The organism is Streptomyces sp. NPDC006296 (assembly GCF_040613235.1).
In the GTDB taxonomy this organism is placed as follows: Bacteria; Actinomycetota; Actinomycetes; order Streptomycetales; family Streptomycetaceae; genus Streptomyces.
Genome location: NZ_JBEXRT010000012.1, coordinates 59657 through 74917 on the forward strand (window position 1 = coordinate 59657; position 15261 = coordinate 74917).

The 15261-nt window shown below is 71.5% G+C and carries 14 protein-coding genes; 4 read left to right on the plus strand and 10 right to left on the minus strand.

Annotated elements, in window-relative coordinates; all coding sequences use genetic code 11:
• Nucleotides 1-59 precede the first annotated feature (59 nt).
• The gene (locus ABZ172_RS11140) at nt 60-1556 is read right to left on the minus strand and encodes a hypothetical protein (protein WP_356882561.1); all 1497 of its coding nucleotides are present in this window, start codon (nt 1554-1556) and stop codon (nt 60-62) included.
• 231 nt (nt 1557-1787) lie between these two features.
• Between ABZ172_RS11140 and ABZ172_RS11145 the strand changes: the two genes are divergently transcribed.
• Nucleotides 1788-2924 carry an aminoglycoside phosphotransferase family protein gene (locus tag ABZ172_RS11145; RefSeq protein ID WP_356882563.1) on the plus strand — a complete coding sequence of 379 codons (1137 nt, stop codon included), beginning with the start codon at nt 1788-1790 and terminating at the stop codon, nt 2922-2924.
• Nucleotides 2925-3023: 99 nt separating this feature from the next.
• Here the strand turns inward: ABZ172_RS11145 and ABZ172_RS11150 are convergent, their stop codons facing one another.
• Nucleotides 3024-4355, minus strand: coding sequence for a peptidoglycan recognition family protein (locus ABZ172_RS11150; RefSeq protein ID WP_356882565.1), 1332 nt, complete (start codon nt 4353-4355; stop codon nt 3024-3026).
• A gap of 240 nt (nt 4356-4595) precedes the next feature.
• Here ABZ172_RS11150 and ABZ172_RS11155 point away from each other — a divergent pair, with 240 nt between their 5' ends.
• Nucleotides 4596-6842 carry a terpene synthase family protein gene (locus ABZ172_RS11155; protein WP_356882567.1) on the plus strand — a complete coding sequence of 749 codons (2247 nt, stop codon included), beginning with the start codon at nt 4596-4598 and terminating at the stop codon, nt 6840-6842.
• Here ABZ172_RS11155 and ABZ172_RS11160 read toward each other — a convergent pair.
• Entirely contained in the window at nt 6805-7305 is a 501-nt protein-coding gene (locus tag ABZ172_RS11160; RefSeq protein ID WP_356882569.1) for a hypothetical protein, read from the minus strand. The two genes, ABZ172_RS11155 and ABZ172_RS11160, sit on opposite strands and share 38 nt — an antisense overlap.
• A 297-nt stretch (nt 7306-7602) precedes the next feature.
• Here ABZ172_RS11160 and ABZ172_RS11165 point away from each other — a divergent pair, with 297 nt between their 5' ends.
• Both ABZ172_RS11165 and ABZ172_RS11170 read left to right on the plus strand, forming a co-directional pair.
• Nucleotides 7603-8673, plus strand: coding sequence for a right-handed parallel beta-helix repeat-containing protein (locus tag ABZ172_RS11165; protein WP_356882571.1), 1071 nt, complete (start codon nt 7603-7605; stop codon nt 8671-8673).
• A 34-nt stretch (nt 8674-8707) separates the two neighbouring features.
• Nucleotides 8708-9781, plus strand: coding sequence for a methyltransferase (locus ABZ172_RS11170; RefSeq protein ID WP_356882573.1), 1074 nt, complete (start codon nt 8708-8710; stop codon nt 9779-9781).
• Nucleotides 9782-9851: 70 nt separating this feature from the next.
• Here the strand turns inward: ABZ172_RS11170 and ABZ172_RS11175 are convergent, their stop codons facing one another.
• From ABZ172_RS11175 to ABZ172_RS11205, 7 genes are all read right to left on the minus strand, one after another.
• Nucleotides 9852-10184, minus strand: coding sequence for a TcmI family type II polyketide cyclase (locus tag ABZ172_RS11175; protein WP_356882575.1), 333 nt, complete (start codon nt 10182-10184; stop codon nt 9852-9854).
• A gap of 19 nt (nt 10185-10203) precedes the next feature.
• Nucleotides 10204-10683 (minus strand): SRPBCC family protein, encoded by a 480-nt coding sequence (locus ABZ172_RS11180; protein WP_356882577.1) that lies wholly within the window; start codon nt 10681-10683, stop codon nt 10204-10206.
• Nucleotide 10684: 1 nt separating this feature from the next.
• On the minus strand, nt 10685-10942 hold the full coding sequence (locus tag ABZ172_RS11185) for an acyl carrier protein (protein ID WP_356882579.1): 258 nt from the start codon (nt 10940-10942) through the stop codon (nt 10685-10687).
• A gap of 16 nt (nt 10943-10958) precedes the next feature.
• Entirely contained in the window at nt 10959-12218 is a 1260-nt protein-coding gene (locus tag ABZ172_RS11190; RefSeq protein ID WP_356882581.1) for a beta-ketoacyl synthase N-terminal-like domain-containing protein, read from the minus strand.
• Nucleotides 12215-13486 (minus strand): beta-ketoacyl-[acyl-carrier-protein] synthase family protein, encoded by a 1272-nt coding sequence (locus tag ABZ172_RS11195; RefSeq protein WP_356882583.1) that lies wholly within the window; start codon nt 13484-13486, stop codon nt 12215-12217. The genes ABZ172_RS11190 and ABZ172_RS11195 overlap by 4 nt, the downstream gene beginning before the upstream one ends.
• Nucleotides 13483-13926: a cupin domain-containing protein gene (locus ABZ172_RS11200; protein WP_356882585.1), complete on the minus strand. Its 444-nt coding sequence runs from the start codon at nt 13924-13926 to the stop codon at nt 13483-13485. Before ABZ172_RS11200 ends, ABZ172_RS11195 begins: the two co-directional genes overlap by 4 nt.
• Nucleotides 13927-13995: 69 nt before the next feature.
• Nucleotides 13996-15114: a TcmI family type II polyketide cyclase gene (locus ABZ172_RS11205; protein ID WP_356882587.1), complete on the minus strand. Its 1119-nt coding sequence runs from the start codon at nt 15112-15114 to the stop codon at nt 13996-13998.
• Nucleotides 15115-15261 lie beyond the last annotated feature (147 nt).

The following is a 15261-nucleotide window of genomic DNA, read 5'->3' on the forward strand; positions in this document are numbered from 1 at the left end:
CAGCACGGTCTCCCCGGAACGCACACCCCCCTCGTGCCGGACCCGCCGGCGCTCGCGGATCAGATCGCGGCCCCCTTGGCCTTCTTCCCGGACACCTCCGGCGGGAGTACGCGTTCGATCTCCTGACGCAGGTCCTCGATCGTGCCGAAGCCCGCGAACTGCCCGGTGAGCCGGTACATCTCGCGCAACCGGTCCCAGGTCCGGTGCGAGGAGGTCTCCCCCATCGACATCAGGGCGAGGCGCGCGTAGCGGTCGGCCTGCTCGGGGTCGTTGGCGATGAAGCACGCGGAGGCGAGCGAGATGTAGTCGAACAGCTTGGAGCGCTGGCGGTCGTTCACCCGCAGATCGAGCGCCTGCTTGGCGTGCCGCTGAGCGGTGGAGGCCGCGCCCGGATCGTGTTCGGCCAGCGTGCGGAAGGCCAGGGCCTGCATCCCGTGCAGGTCCGCTTCGTCGAACATCTGCATCCAGCTCGGCGGCGGGACGTCGCCCTTGTCCGACACGAAGAGCTCCTCGGCCTCGCCGAGGGTGCGCTTCATGGCCTGCCCCTGTCCCATCGAGGCCTGTGCCCAGGCCTCGATGGTGTGCAGCATGGCGCGGGTGCGGGGCAGGGTCTCCTCCCCCGAACCGGACCTGGCGAGCTTCATCAGGTCCAGGGCCTCGTCCGGCCGGCCCAGGTGGACCATCTGGCGAGCGGCGCGGGAGAGCGCCTCGCCGGCGCGCGGACGGTCGCCCCCCTCACGTGCCGCGTGTGCGGCGATCACGAAGTACTTCTGGGCGGTGGGTTCCAGGCCGACGTCGTGGGACATCCAGCCGGCGAGGACGGCGAGGTTGGCGGCGACGCCCCAGAGGCGGCGCTGCAGGTGTTCCGGGTGGCGGTAGGCGAGCATGCCGCCCACCTCGTTGAGCTGGCCCACGACGGCCTTGCGCTGGAGTCCGCCGCCCCTGGAGGCGTCCCAGGCCCGGAACACCTCGACCGAGCGTTCGAGGGCCTCGATCTCCTCGGAGCCGATCGGCGCGGCCTCGTACAGGTCGAAGCCGGCGTTGTCGGCGTACAGGGGGTCGGGGGCTCGGGGGGCGCGGGCCGCCGGAGCGGGCCCGGTGTGCAGCCAGTCGTGCAGGGCGCCGGTGAGGGCTGAGCCGGCGGCGAGCGCGGCGCCCGCGCCCACCAAGCCGCGTCGGTTGAGCATGAGGTCCATTCCCGTGAATTCGGTGAGGACCGCTGCCGTCCGTTCGGGCGCCCACGGCAAGCCGTCGGGATTCTCCTGCGTCCCGGCCTTTCGCCGCTTCCCCACACGCCCGCGCCGGCCGAACCCGAGGTCCTCGATGGTCACGACACGGCCGAGTCGCTCGGTGAACAGAGCCGCCAGCACTTCCGGCACGGGATCGCGGGGGGACTCCCCCATGTCGATCCAGCGCCGGACCCGCGAGGTGTCGGTGGCGAGTTGGGGGTGGCCCATGGCCGCCGCCTGCCTGTTCACCATTCTCGCGAGTTCGCCCTTGGACCAGCCGGCCAGGCCGAACAGGTCGGACAGACGGGTGTTGGGTTCTCCGGTCACGTCAAGCCCCCAGGTTCTCGGCTGACTTGACCCTAGCCCCACAGCGGATGCCGGGTGAATATTCGCCAGGGTTCGCCAGGGGTCGCTAGATGTTGTGCCACCCGCAGGCCGGTGTCAGGTAGGAAAGCGCCACCCCGCCCGGCAGCCCCAGGTACTCCCCAGGGTGCCGGACGGCCGCCGGCCGGGGCGGCGCACGCAACTTGTCGGCGCACGAAGGGATCTGTCTCGCCCATGTACACAGCATCGTCCTCCGTGTCCGCCCCGCCCCGGCCGCTTCGTCCCCTCGGGGCGGGCGGCGGGCCGTATCTCGACCCCCGCGCCGCCGCACCGGCGTCCGGCTCGGGTCGGACCCGGCGGGCGGCGGGGCCGGGCTCCCAACCGCTCAGCGGCAGACTGGACCTGTCCGGTGCCCAGGGCGCGCAGCTCCGTATGGTCATCGCCTCGGTGCACCGGATCTGTCCCGAGTTCAATCCGGTGCAGGTGCTGCGCCGCAGCGGACGTTCGGTCCTCATCGTGGGCACCACGGGCCGCGCGACCGCGGTGGCGAAGTGTTTACTCGATCACTCCCCCGCATGGACGGAGCGGTTCCGGCACGAAATAGCTGCCTACCGCGCCTTCGTCAGGCACCGCCCGCCGGTCCGGGTGCCCCGGCTCATCGCCGCCGACCCGGAGAACTGCACCCTGGTCATCGAGCGGATGCCCGGCCGCGTCGCGGCGCTGACGAGGCATCCGGCGGAGGCCCCGCCCCGCGCGGACCTGCGCGCCGTCCTCGGAGCCATCAGCCAGGTCAACGCCTGGCGGCCGCCGGCCGGCCTGTTCGACGCACCGCTGGACTACGCCGCACGGATCGCCCGGTACCACGAGTTGGGGCTCTTCACCGACCGCGATCTGGGCGATCTGCAGAAGCTGGTGCACGGCCTGGCTCACGCGGGCGGGCGTCAGGGCATGGGCCAGTTCTGCCACGGGGACGCCCTGCTCTCGAACATCCTGCTGCCGCCCACCGGGCCGGTGCTGGTCGACTGGGAGCACGCGGGGTGGTATCTGCCCGGGTACGACCTGGCGACGCTCTGGACCGTGCTCGGTGACGCACCGGCGGCACGCCGTCAGATCAGCCAGCTGGCCCAGGCGTCGGGGGCCGCGGCCCGGGACGCCTTCCTGGTCAACCTCATGATCGTGCTGACGCGGGAGATCCGTACGTACGAGACGGCCGTCCAGCGCGCCATGCGGGAGGGCGCTCCGGCCGGCAGCGGTCAGACCCGGCCGGGCGTGCCGTCCTCCGGTGAGGAGCAGCGGCTGCTCCTGCGCAGGCTGCACGACGACTGCGCGATGGCGCGGCGGGCGGTGCGCGCGGCGGTCGGCACACGCTGACCACGCCGGGCGTCCTTCCCGCCGAACGGGGGAGCGCGCTGCGGGACCGGTGCCGACACACGGGTCCCGCAGTGCGCCGTTCACGGCGTCAGCGCCCGCTCAGGAGCCGGAGCGGACCACGTCCACGTCGGAGGCCCGGACGAAACCGATGCGGTGACCGATCTGGACCGTCACGTACTTCTGGCCTCCACGGAAGTAGGTGTGGTCGTACGGCTTCGACGCGTCGATCGTCGGGGCGTAGAAGTAACCGGTGGGTGCCTCTCCGCCGCCCGGGAAGGCCTGTCCCGCCTTGATGGTGTAGAGGAGCGGGGTCCCCACGGTCGGCTTGACGAAGTCCGCGGGGTATTCGGCCTTCTCCGGATAGGCGACGCCGTACACCGGCACCTCGGCCTTGCCCGCCTTGGGCCGTACGACGCGTCCGCTGGTCGGGGTGGTGACCCCGGCTCCCGCCGGGGTGCTGAACCACGCCTTCTGCCCGTACCACCAGATCGCGGTCCAGCCCGGCGCCCGGTCGGCGACGACCGCCTGCTGGGTGGCGCTGATCTTGCTGCCCCAGTCCGCCGCGCAGTTCGTCCCCGGCGAACCGTCCGGGTGCACCCCCGGGTCGGAGAAGAGCGGTGCGTCGGCGGACGGTTCCGTGTGCAGCGGGACGGCGCTGCTGCCCTGCCGGGGCAGGGCGGAGTTCTTCTCGCAGTCGCGGAACTCCTGCTGGTTCTTCGTGAAGTCCGGGCTGACGGTGACCAGTTCGCTGCTCTTCGGGGCGCTGGGCTCGGTGGGCCTGCCGAGGAGCGCCATGAAGCGGTTCCAGTCCCAGTAGGGTCCCGGGTCCCAGTGCATGTTCTTGGTTCCGTCGGCGCTGGTGGGCGGCACACCGTCGTGGCCCAGGATGTGCTGGCGGTCGAGCGGGATGTCGTACTTCGCCGCCAGGTGCCGGACGAGCCGTGCGGTGGAGCGGTACATCTCGGGCGTGTACCAGGTGGCGCCCTCCGTCGCGACGCCCTCCTGCTCGATGCCGATGGAGTGGGTGTTGAGGTACCAGTTGCCGGCCTGCCAGGCGACGTCCTTGTTCTTCACCATCTGCGTGACGTGGCCGTCGGCCGAGCGGACCACGTAGTGGGCGGAGGTCTGCCTGGCCGGGTCCTGGAAGATGTTCAGGGTGGTGGCGTAGTCCTCCTCCGTGTCGTGCAGGACGATGAACTTGATGCCGCTGCTGCCGGGCCGGTCCGCCGTGTCGTAGTTGCCGTACGACTCCTTGTCCTCCGGCTCGCCCGTCTGCTGGTAGGCCGCGGGGACCCAGTCGCAGGCCAGGTTCCGCGGGCACTCCGGCCTTACGGTGTCCGCGCCGGCCGCCGCCGGGGAGAGGAGCGCCACGCTCAGCGCTCCCGTCGTGGTCAGTGCGAGCGCGAGTCTGATCCGCTGCTTCGACGTCATGACAACCTTTCCTGGGCCCGGGGCGGCGGAGCGTTCGCCGGTCGGCGCCCCGGACGTTCTTCGGTCGGCCGACACTCTGTGACGGGAGGTGCTGATGAGTCAAGAGTGAAGTCTGTACCGGACCTGAGCTTGTGTGACTATTTCGCTTCACGCGTGCCCCGGATGGCCGAGGGGTAGTGCTGGCGCCGACAGGACCGGTCCTCCCGGACCGCACGGAGTTCTCGGAAAGGCCCCACGCACATGGCACAGCCCTTCTCGCTGCCGGACTTCTACGTGCCGTACCCGGCGCGCCTCAACCCTCATCTGGATGCGGCCCGGAGCCACACCCGCGAGTGGGCGCGCGGGATGGGGATGCTGGAGGGGTCGGGAATCTGGGAGGAGAAGGATCTCGAGTCCCACGACTACGCGCTGCTCTGCGCGTACACGCATCCCGACTGCTCGGCCGAGGCCCTGTCCCTGGTCACGGACTGGTATGTGTGGGTCTTCTTCTTCGACGACCATTTCCTGGAGCTGTTCAAGCGGAATCCGGACCGGGCCGGCGGGAAGAGCTATCTGGACCGGTTGCCGGCCTTCATGCCGATGGAGCGGGGCGCGGCGATGCCGGAACCCACGAATCCGGTGGAGGCGGGGCTGGCGGATCTGTGGACGCGGACCGTGCCGGCGATGTCGGACGCCTGGCGGGCCCGGTTCGCGGAGTCGACGGAGAACCTCCTCAACGAGTCCCTGTGGGAGCTCTCCAACATCGACGAGGGCCGGATCGCCAATCCCGTCGAGTACATCGAGATGCGGCGCAAGGTGGGCGGCGCCCCCTGGTCGGCGGGCCTGGTGGAGTACGCGGCGGGCGCGGAGGTCCCCGCCCCGCTCGCGGACTCCCGGCCGCTGAGGGTGCTGCGGGACGCGTTCTCCGACGCGGTGCACCTGCGCAACGACCTGTTCTCGTACCAGCGTGAGGTCGAGGAGGAGGGCGAGAACAGCAACGGCGTGCTCGTCCTGGAGCGCTTCCTGCACTGCTCGACCCAGGAGGCGGCGGACGCCGTCAACGACCTGCTGACCTCGCGCCTCCACCAGTTCGAGAACACGGCTCTCAGCGAACTGCCGCCGCTGTGCGCGGAGAAGGGGATCGGCCCCGACGGGACGGCCGCCGTCCTGGCGTACGTGAAGGGGCTGCAGGACTGGCAGTCCGGCGGGCACGAGTGGCACATGCGCTCCAGCCGCTACATGAACGACGGCGGGGCGGCGGCCACCGGGGCGCTGTCCGGCTTCGGGACGGCCGCCGCGTCCGTCCGCTTCACCCCCCGCTCGGAGTCGGCACGTCTGCGCAGCCACACCCACATCCCGTACCGGCACGTCGGCCCTTCGCTGCTGCCCGACTTCGAGATGCCGTTCCCGGCCGCGCTGAGCCCGCATCTGGCGGGCGCGCGGGTGCGTATCGTGGAGTGGTCACGGCGGATGGGGCTGCTGGAGGCGCAGCCCGGGGTGCCGGATTCGCACATCTGGGACGAGGAGCGGCTGATCGCGACGGACCTGCCGCTGTGCGCGGCGGGCCTGCAGCCCGACGCGACTCCGCAGGAGCTGGACCTGTCGTCGGCCTGGCTGACCTGGGGGACGTACGGCGACGACTGGTTCCCGGTGGTGCACGGCAGGACGCGCGATCTGGCGGGGGCGCGGCTGGCCGACGAGCGGCTGTCGCTGTTCATGCCGCTCGACGGGGGGCCGGGGCCGGAGCCGGTGAACGCGCTGGAGCGCGGGCTGGCCGATCTCTGGCGGCGCACGGCGGGGCCGATGGACGAGGCCGCGCGGCGGACGTTCAGGGACGCGGTGGAGTCGATGACGGCGAGCTGGCTGTGGGAGCTGGCGAACCAGGCGCAGAACCGGATCCCCGACCCGGTGGACTACATGGAGATGCGCCGGGCCACCTTCGGTTCGGACCTCACGATGAGCCTGTGCCGGCTGGGTCACGGCAGGAAGGTCCCGGAGGAGGTGTACCGCAGTGGTCCGATGCGGTCCCTGGAGAACGCGGCGGCCGACTACGCCTGTCTGCTCAACGATCTGTTCTCGTACCAGAAGGAGATCGAGTACGAGGGCGAGGTCCACAACGGGGTCCTGGTCGTGCAGAACTTCTTCGGGGTGGACTACCCGACGGGCGTGGCGATCGTGCACGACCTCATGAAGGGCCGGATGGAGCAGTTCCAGCACGTGGCCGAGCACGAACTCCCGGTGCTGTACGACGATTTCGGCCTGGACGCCGAGGCCAGGGAGACCCTGGCGGGCTATGTGACGGAGCTCCGGAACTGGCTGGCGGGGATCCTGGTCTGGCACCGGGGCTGCCGGCGCTACCGCGAGGAGGACCTCAGGCGGGGGACGGGCACCCCGTGGCACCTCGGCGGGCCCACGGGGCTCGGGACGTCGACGGCCCGGGTGACGCGGCTGCTCGTCGAGCAGGGACGTTTCAGCCCTGCTGGAACAGCTCGGCGGGCAGGGGCTTGAGCAGGGCGTACAGGTCGTCGGTGATCGGCCGGTCCCAGCTGGCGATGGTGACCAGCACACCGTCGCTCCGGTCGAACTGGACGCAGGAGATCCGGCTCTCGGAGAGCTTGACGCGACGCACGATCAGCAGGCTGTCGCCCTGCATGACGGGCACGTCCTCCGTGCCCGTCACCTCGACCGGCTCGTCGTTCTCCAGGGCGAGGAGCAGCTGGGCGACCTCGAAGGGGACCTGGCCCTCCTCGTTCTCGCGGGCCGGTGATCCCTCCGGAAGATTCCCGATGATCATCGCGGGGCCGCGTCCGCCGAAGAGGTCGTAGCGCAGGAACACGCCCTGGCAGCTCCCGTCGGGAGCGGGGAGCAGACCGGCGCCGAGGTTGCCGGGCCAGTCCCCCGGGTCCATGGCCAGGACGTCGAAGTCCGGGCCCGCGGGTGTGGCGGCGCTACGGCGGCGGAGGAAGGACATGGGGCCATGTTACGTGTCCCGGCTCACGTGGCGGAGCCGGGCACCGCTCCCCGGACCCCGCGGCCGGCGCTCCCCCGGATCCGCGGCCGGTGCTCCCGGCGCACCGGCCGCCCCGGTCGTACGCGCGTACGGGAGGAAGGGGGCCGCGGGAGTCGCGGCAGCCGCGCGGCTCCCGCACGCCCCGGGGGCGGCACCCGTGCGCGTAAGCCATTCAGGCACGCCATGTGTCCGTACGCGCACCCTGCGTGGCACCGGTGGTTGATCGCCCATAGCTTTCGGCCCATGAGGAAAAAACACATGAGATGCCTGGGGGGTATCACCCTCTCCACGGTCACGGCCCTGGGCCTCGCGGCCGTCCCCTCCGCCGCCGCCGGACCCGGTGACCGCGTGGTGCGCCCGGGCGATTCCATCCAGAGCGCGGTCGACGCCGCCCGCCCGGGTGACACCGTCGTCGTCCTCCCCGGCACCTACCGCGAGAGCGTCCTGATCACCAAGCCGGGCCTGACCCTGCTGGGCACCCGTGGCCGCACGATCCTCGTACCGCCGGCGGCCGACGGCGCGAAGGCCGCCAACGCGTGCGCCGCCGGCGGGAACGGCATCTGCGTCATCGGGACCGAGGGGCACACCGTCGACGACGTCAGCATCCGCTCGCTGACCGTCTCCGGCTTCGACAAGAGCGGCATCTGGGCCTCCTGGACCGACGGACTGAGCGTCCGGAAGGTCACCGCCCGGAACAACGGCACCTGGGGCATCGCGCAGGAGCGTTCGACCCTCGGCGACTTCCGGCGCAACACCGCCACCGGCAACGGGGACGCGGGGATCTTCATCGCCAACTCGGTCAGCGAGGAGGGCGGGGCGACCGACACCGGAGGCACGCTCGTCCTGGACAACACGGTGAGCGGCAACCGCATCGGCGTCACCGCACGCCGGGTGCGCAACCTCGTCATCGACGGAAACCTGCTGACCGGCAACTGCAGCGGGGTCTTCGTCGTGGGCGACGAGTCCAAGCCCGCGGCGGGCGCGATGACGATCAGCGGCAACCGGATCCTGAAGAACAACAAGTTCTGTCCGGCGACCCCGCGGCTGTCGGCGATCCAGGGTTCCGGCATCGTCCTGACCGGCAGCGAGGCCACGGACGTGCGAGCCAACGTCATCCGGAACAACGTCGGCTCGACCCCGCTCTCCGGCGGCGTCCTGCTGTTCAAGAGCTTCGTGGGCGCGCTGAACACCGACAACACGATCAGCCGCAACGTCGTCCAGGGCAACAAGCCGGCCGACCTCGCCGACCGCGACACCTCGGGCACCGGCAACACCTTCGTGAGCAACACCTGCGGGACGTCCGTCCCCGCCGGGATGTGTGCCGGATGACGGCTCACCGCCGCACAAGGAGAAACGAGACGGTATGACCACCGTGAGTCCCACCCCCGACACCACCCCGCTCGGCACGCCCCAGGCCGGCGCCCACCAGGACCCGCCGCCCTCCATGCGGCTGCGCGAGCTCGCGTTCGGAGCGGCCGTCGCCGGGGCCGTGCGCGCGGCGGCCCGGCTGGGCGTGGCCGACGCGCTGGGCGAGACGCCGGCATCGGCCGCGGAGCTGGCCCTGGTCGTGGACGCCGACCCCGCGTCCCTGCGGCGGCTGCTGCGCGCCCTGTGCTGCTACGGGATCTTCAGCGAGACGACGGACGGCGCGTTCGTCCACACGGACATGTCCCGGCTGCTGCGCGAGGACGACCCGCACAGCCTCCGGTACATCTCCCTGTGGTGCACGGAGCCCTGGACCTGGGAGGTCTGGCCGCGGCTCGACGACGCGGTGCGCTCCGGCACGAGCGTCTTCCCCGAGACGTTCGGCAAGGGCTTCTTCGAGTACCTCCACCAGGACGCGGGCGAGTCCGCCCAGGTGTTCAACCGGGCGATGACCACGTCCAGCGTGCAGTCCGCGCAGGACGTGGCCGACCTGCTGGACCTCACCGGGGTGACCTCGGTCGCCGACATCGGCGGCGGCCAGGGGCACGTGCTGGCGAGCCTGCTGGAGAAGCACCCGTCGGTCCGGGGGACGCTGCTGGACCTTCCGGGCGTCGTGGCCCGGGCGGACGCCCGGCTGCGGGACGGCGGACGGCTCGCCGACCGCGTACGGATCGTGCCCGGTGACTGCCGCGAGGACATCCCCTTCGAGGTGGACCTCTACATCATCAAGAACATCCTCGAATGGGACGACGAGAGCACCCGCAGGACCCTGCGCAACGTGGTCGCCGCGGCCCGTCCCGGCGCCCGGGTGGTGATCATCGAGAACCTGGTCGACGACACGCCGTCGATGAGGTTCACCACGGCCATGGACCTGCTGCTCCTGCTGAACGTCGGGGGTGCCAAGCACACCCGGGAGAGCCTGGTCGGCCGGATGTCCGAAGCGGGTCTGCGGGTGGGCGAGATCCACCCCGTCAACGCGTACCTGCACGCCTTCGAGTGCGTCGTGCCGTAACGCACGGTTCCCGCGCACGAGGACCGCCCCGGGCCGGCATCCGTGCCGGACCCGGGGCGGTCCTCGTGCGTCAGGCGGAGCTGTCGCTCTCCCACCGGTAGAACTGCTGGGCCATCGCGTCCTTCGGACCGCGCCAGGTCTGCGGGTCGTACGGGCTCACGAAGGCGGTGAGCCGGTCGCTGATGGCCCGGAACTCCGGGTGCTCCGTCACCTTGACGATCTCCGGGCCAGGGGGCCTGTCCGATTCGATCAGGTGCAGGTACACGTCGCCGAACTGGAACAGGGTGCGCCTGTTCACTCCGACGAGGTGCGGGAGTTCCGTGTTGTCCGAAGCCTCGAACAGCTTCGCGATGTCCGGCGCCGACTCGGGCGCCATCCGGGCGACGATCAGTGCGTGGTGCATCCGGCTGCCTTTCGGGACATCAGCGGGCGGGGACCTCGGCGGAACGGCGCTCCCGGTCCCGCTGCTCGATCTTGGTGCGGATGAGCTCCAGCTGGACGCGCGAGTTGCGGTTGATGTTGTCGGTCATCCACGCGTCGTCGACCGGCGCGTCGGGCCGCATCGCGAAGTCCTGGCGCCAGTGCATGCGGGTGCCGCCCGGGACCTCCGCATACTCCCACCGGATGTCCATGTGCTGGAACGGGCCGGGCTCGACCCGCCGGGCCCGCACGGCGAGCCCCTGGCGGTCCGTGGTGCGCTCGGAGACCCAGCTCCAGACCTTGCCGTTGTCGTCGGGGTGCATGGTGAGGCGGAAGGTCGTCTTCTGGCCCTCGCGCTTCATCACCTCGACGGCCGCGTACTCGCTGAACAGCTGCGGCCAGTGTTCGAGATCGTTCGTCACGTCCCAGACGAGGTCCAGGGGTGCGGCGATGACGATCTCGTTCTCGGTGTGTCCGGACACGTCAGACTCCTGTCACAGGGGTGTTGTTCACGAGGTCGAGGAACTCTCCCGGCGTCCTGCACCGGTCGGCGTCGGCCGGCAGCGGGCGGCCGTAGCGGTTCTCCAGCGCGGCCACGATGCCGAGCAGGCCGAGGGAGTCCAGGCCGTACTCGTCGAAGGCCGAGCCGGGGCGGTCGGCCATCTCCGCCGGGTCCACCGTGAGGCCGGCGCCGTTCTTCATGAGCACGGCCAGCTCTTCGTACGTCAGTCGATCGGTCATGAGGGACTGCTCCTTCTCACGCGGGGGTGTCGGTGGGCCGGCGCAGCACCAGGGCCGCGTTCGATCCCATGAGGCCTCGGCTGAGGACGAGCGCCGTGCGGAGTTCCGCGGGGCGCGCCCGCCCGGTGACCACGTCGAGGTCGTGGCACACCTCGAAGACGTTGGGCGTCGGCGGGACCAGGCCGTGCTCCATGGCCAGGACCGCGGCGGCCGTGTCGAGCACGGGCGCACCGCAGTAGGCGCGGCCGGTGCCGGTCTTGGGCGCCGTCACCGGGACCCGGCGTCCGTGGGAGCCCAGGGCGTCGGCGAGGGCGAGGGCCTCGGCCCGGTCGGCCGCGGGCACGCCCATCGCGTCCGCGAAGACGACGTCGATCTCCTCGGGCGCGCAGTCGGCCTCGCGGAGCGCCCCCTCGATCGCCCGGGCGAGCCCGGCGCGGGACTCCTCCCAGCGGGCCGCACCGGTGAAGGTGGCGGCGTGGCCGGCCAGTTCGGCCCGGATCCTGGCACCGCGGTCGCGGGCCTTCGCCTCCTCCTCGACCACCAGCATGGCGCCCCCTTCCGCCGGCACGAACCCGCAGGCGTCCGCGGTGAACGGCCGGTAGGCGCGGGTGGGTTCGTCGCAGAGGCTGAGGTCGTCGTAACCGAGCTGGCAGACGACGGAGTACGGGGCGAGCGGCGCCTCGGCCGCGCCGACGACGACCGCGTCCGTGCCGCGCCGCACGGACCGCGCGGCGTGCATCAGCGCGTCGAGGCCGCCGGCCTCGTCGCTGGCCACGACCGCGCACGGCCCCTTGAAGCCGCCGCGGATCGAGATCTGGCCGGTGCTGGCGGCGTAGAACCAGGCGATGGACTGGTAGGGGCCGACGAACCGCGAGCCCTCGCCCCACAGGCGTTGCAGTTCCCGCTGGCCGAACTCACCGCCGCCGGAACCCGCGGCGGTGACCACGCCCACCTTGAACGGCGCGTCCTCGTAGTCGGCGCGGCCGAGGCGCGCGTCGTCCAGGGCGAGGTCGGCGGCGGCCATCGCGTAGTGCGTGAAGCGGTCGGTCTGGACCAGGAAGCGCTCCTCGATGAACGCGACCGGATCAAAATCCCTGACCTCTCCCGCGACCTTCAGGGGCAGGTTCTCGCAGCCGTCGCGGGACACCCGGTCGAGGACGCTGACGCCTTCCTGGGTCTGCTTCCAGAAGGCGCCCGCGCCGGTGCCGTTGGGGGCGACGACACCGATCCCGGTGATGACGGAACCGCGCCGTGCCGGGGTTGCCGGGGCGTTCATGGGGTCCTCCCTCCTGATCGGGTCATGGCGACGGCGGACTGGAACCCGCCGAAGCCGCTGCCGACCGAGAGCACGCTCCGCAGCTTGAGGGGCCGTGCGGTGCGCGGTACGTAGTCGAGGTCGCACTCGGGGTCCGCTGTCTCGTAGTTGGCCGTCGGCGGGACCGTCTGGTGTTCGAGGGCGAGCACGCAGGCGGCGATCTCGATCGCTCCGATGGCGCCCAGGGAGTGGCCGACCATCGACTTGATCGAGCTCATCGGCACCGTGTACGCGTGTGCGCCCAGGGCCCGCTTCACGGCCGCCGTCTCGTGCCGGTCGTTCTGCTTGGTGCCCGAACCGTGCGCGTTGACGTAGTCGACCTGCGATCCGTCGAGCCGCGCGTGACCGAGGGCGGTGTTGATGGCCTCGGCCATCTCCAGGCCCTCGCTGGTCAGTCCGGTCATGTGGTAGGCGTTGCCGAAGGTGGCGTAGCCCGATATCTCGCAGTAGACGGTCGCTCCGCGGGCGCGGGCGTGCTCCAGCTCCTCCAGGACGAGGACGGCGCCGCCCTCTCCCATGACGAAGCCGTCCCGGCGGGCGTCGAACGGCCTGGAGGCGTGCTCCGGGTCGTCGTTGTTCGCCGAGGTCGCCTTGATCGCGTCGAAGCAGGCCACCGTGATCGGGGTGATCGGGGTGTCGGAGGCTCCGGCGACGCAGACGTCGACCCGGCCCTCCTCGACGGAGTGGAAGGCGTAGCCGATCGCGTCGAGGCCGGAGGTGCAGCCGGTCGAGACCGTCTGCACCGGGCCGTGCGCCCCGACCTCCTCCGCGACCGCGGAGGCGAGGGTGCTGGGCGCGAAGGCCCGTTCGAGGTGGGCGCCCGCGGGCCGGTGGTCGACGTCCCAGCGTGCGCCGCTGCCGCTGACGGCGACGTAGTCGTGCTCCAGGCGGGTGGTGCCGCCGACCGCGGTCCCGAGGGAGACCCCGATGCGCCAGGGGTCCTCCTTCTCCAGGTCGAGGCCGGCGTCGCCCAGCGCCTCCCTGGCCGCCACCAGGGCGAACTGGATGTAGCGGTCGGAGCGGGCGACGAGGTCCGCGTCCAGACCGTGGGCGACGGGGTCGAAGTCGCACTCCGCGGCGATCCGCGAACGGAACGCGGACGGGTCGAACAGGGTGATGCCGCGGGTAGCGGTCCGGCCGTTGGCGAGCAGGTCCCAGAACGCGGGGACTCCGATGCCGCCGGGGGCGACGACGCCGACCCCGGTCACGGCCACGCGCCGCCGCGTCACGAGGCCGCCCCCGTACGTTCTGGCGGCGCGTGGCCGTCGCTGCGGTCCGCGGTCTCGGTGACCTCGGTGTCCACGTGTCCGAGTTCGGGGCGCGGGGCGAGCGGGCCGAGGTGGAAGACCATGCGCGCCTGCACGTCGCCCACGTTGCGGAAGCGGTGGCGGACGTGCTGCGGGATCAGCAGGCCCTGGTCGCGCCGCACCGCGAGCGTCTCCCCGTCCAGGTCCACTTCGAGGAGCCCGTCCACCACGTACACGAACTCCTCGGAGTACGGGTGGTAGTGCTCGCCGATGCGGTCACCGGGGTCGACGATGGCCAGCCCCATGAAGCCGCTGGTCGCGCCCACCGCCGTGGGGGTGAGCAGGGCGCGCAGATCGCCTCCGCGCCTGCGGTTGGGCTGAGTCTCGCTGAGGTCCACGATGCGAGGCCGGTGGGTGGTCATGGCTGTTCTCCTCCTGGCACGTTGTGCGGGGTGACGGCGGTACGGGGTGGCCCCGGCGCCGGTGACGCGTCAGGACTCGGCGGCCCGGCGGTCGGTGATCAGGTTCATCTCGGCCTGCGCGAGGAAGCGCGCGGCCTCCTGGTCGGTCGTCGGCATGCCGTTCGCGCCGCCCTCCAGCAGCCGGCCCAGCACGGCCGCCTTGCGGTGACCGCCGATGCCGAGTGCCTGCGTGGGCTGGGCGCCGAGCGGACCGCTCACTTCGAGGAGCCGGACCACGACGTCGTCGCGCTGGAAGATCGTGCTGCTCTCGATGGGGCTCGACGCGTCGTTCGCCGCCTCCTCGTCCTGGCCGGCGAGCAGCCGGGCCAGTGCCATGCCGCAGCCTTCCTTGGCCTGGTAGAACAGCGCGTGCCGCCGGACGTCCTCGGGTGCGTGGCGCCCCGCCTTCACGTGGTGGACGGTGGGCAGCGCGGCCCGGGTGAAGAACATCCGGGCGGAGTCGGGGTCGCTGAGGTCGCGGTGCTGCTCCAGGTACGGGTTGATGGCCTCCTCGACGGCCCGCACCTCGGGCTGGCGGGAGACGTGGCGGAGCGCCGCCATGAGGTCCCCTTCGACCTCGACGGCGCGCACGACGCGGTTCCCGTGCATGAAGAGCGAGGTGCGGCGCAGCCGGGTGTTCTCGTCGACGCGGGCCTGCGGGGAGTCGTAGTCGGCGAGGATCTTCGCGACCATCTCCTCCGTGCCCGGCTTGACCGTGAAGGTGAGGGCGTGCCGCACGACGCCGTCGCCGAGGCGCGGGGCGGCCTGGAGGCCTCCCTTGGCCTTCTCCGAGGTCTTCTCGAAGGCGGCGCCGGTCTCCCGGAGGACGCTGAAGCGGAGGGACCGGGTGTCGCGTACGCACTTGTGCAGCGGCTGCACGGTCGCCACGTGCTCCTCGCTGTTCACCCAGGCGAGGAAGGGCGGCGCGCTCTCCCATTCGCTGGTGATGAGCCACTGCGAGGGGTTCTCGATGGACTGGCACAGCTGGTCGCTGATGTGTCCGGGGATCGAGGCCACCTGGTTGCGCATGTGCTCGTATGCCTCGAGGAACTCGTTCTGGGCTCCGTCGTACAGGTCCATCATCAATATGACCCGGAGCCTCGACCCGTCGAAGGCCGACTGGGATATGCGTTCCGAGACGTTTGCCATCGTGCGCTCTCCTTCGGGACAGTGCGGCGGCCACATACTGTGGCCCCTCGTCATCCGTCGGTTTCGGTGGAAGCGGCGCGGGCCCCTGCCCGCCGGCGTGCGATCTCCGCCCCCGCTTCGCGAGCATCGCTCCCGCGACTGATCGTG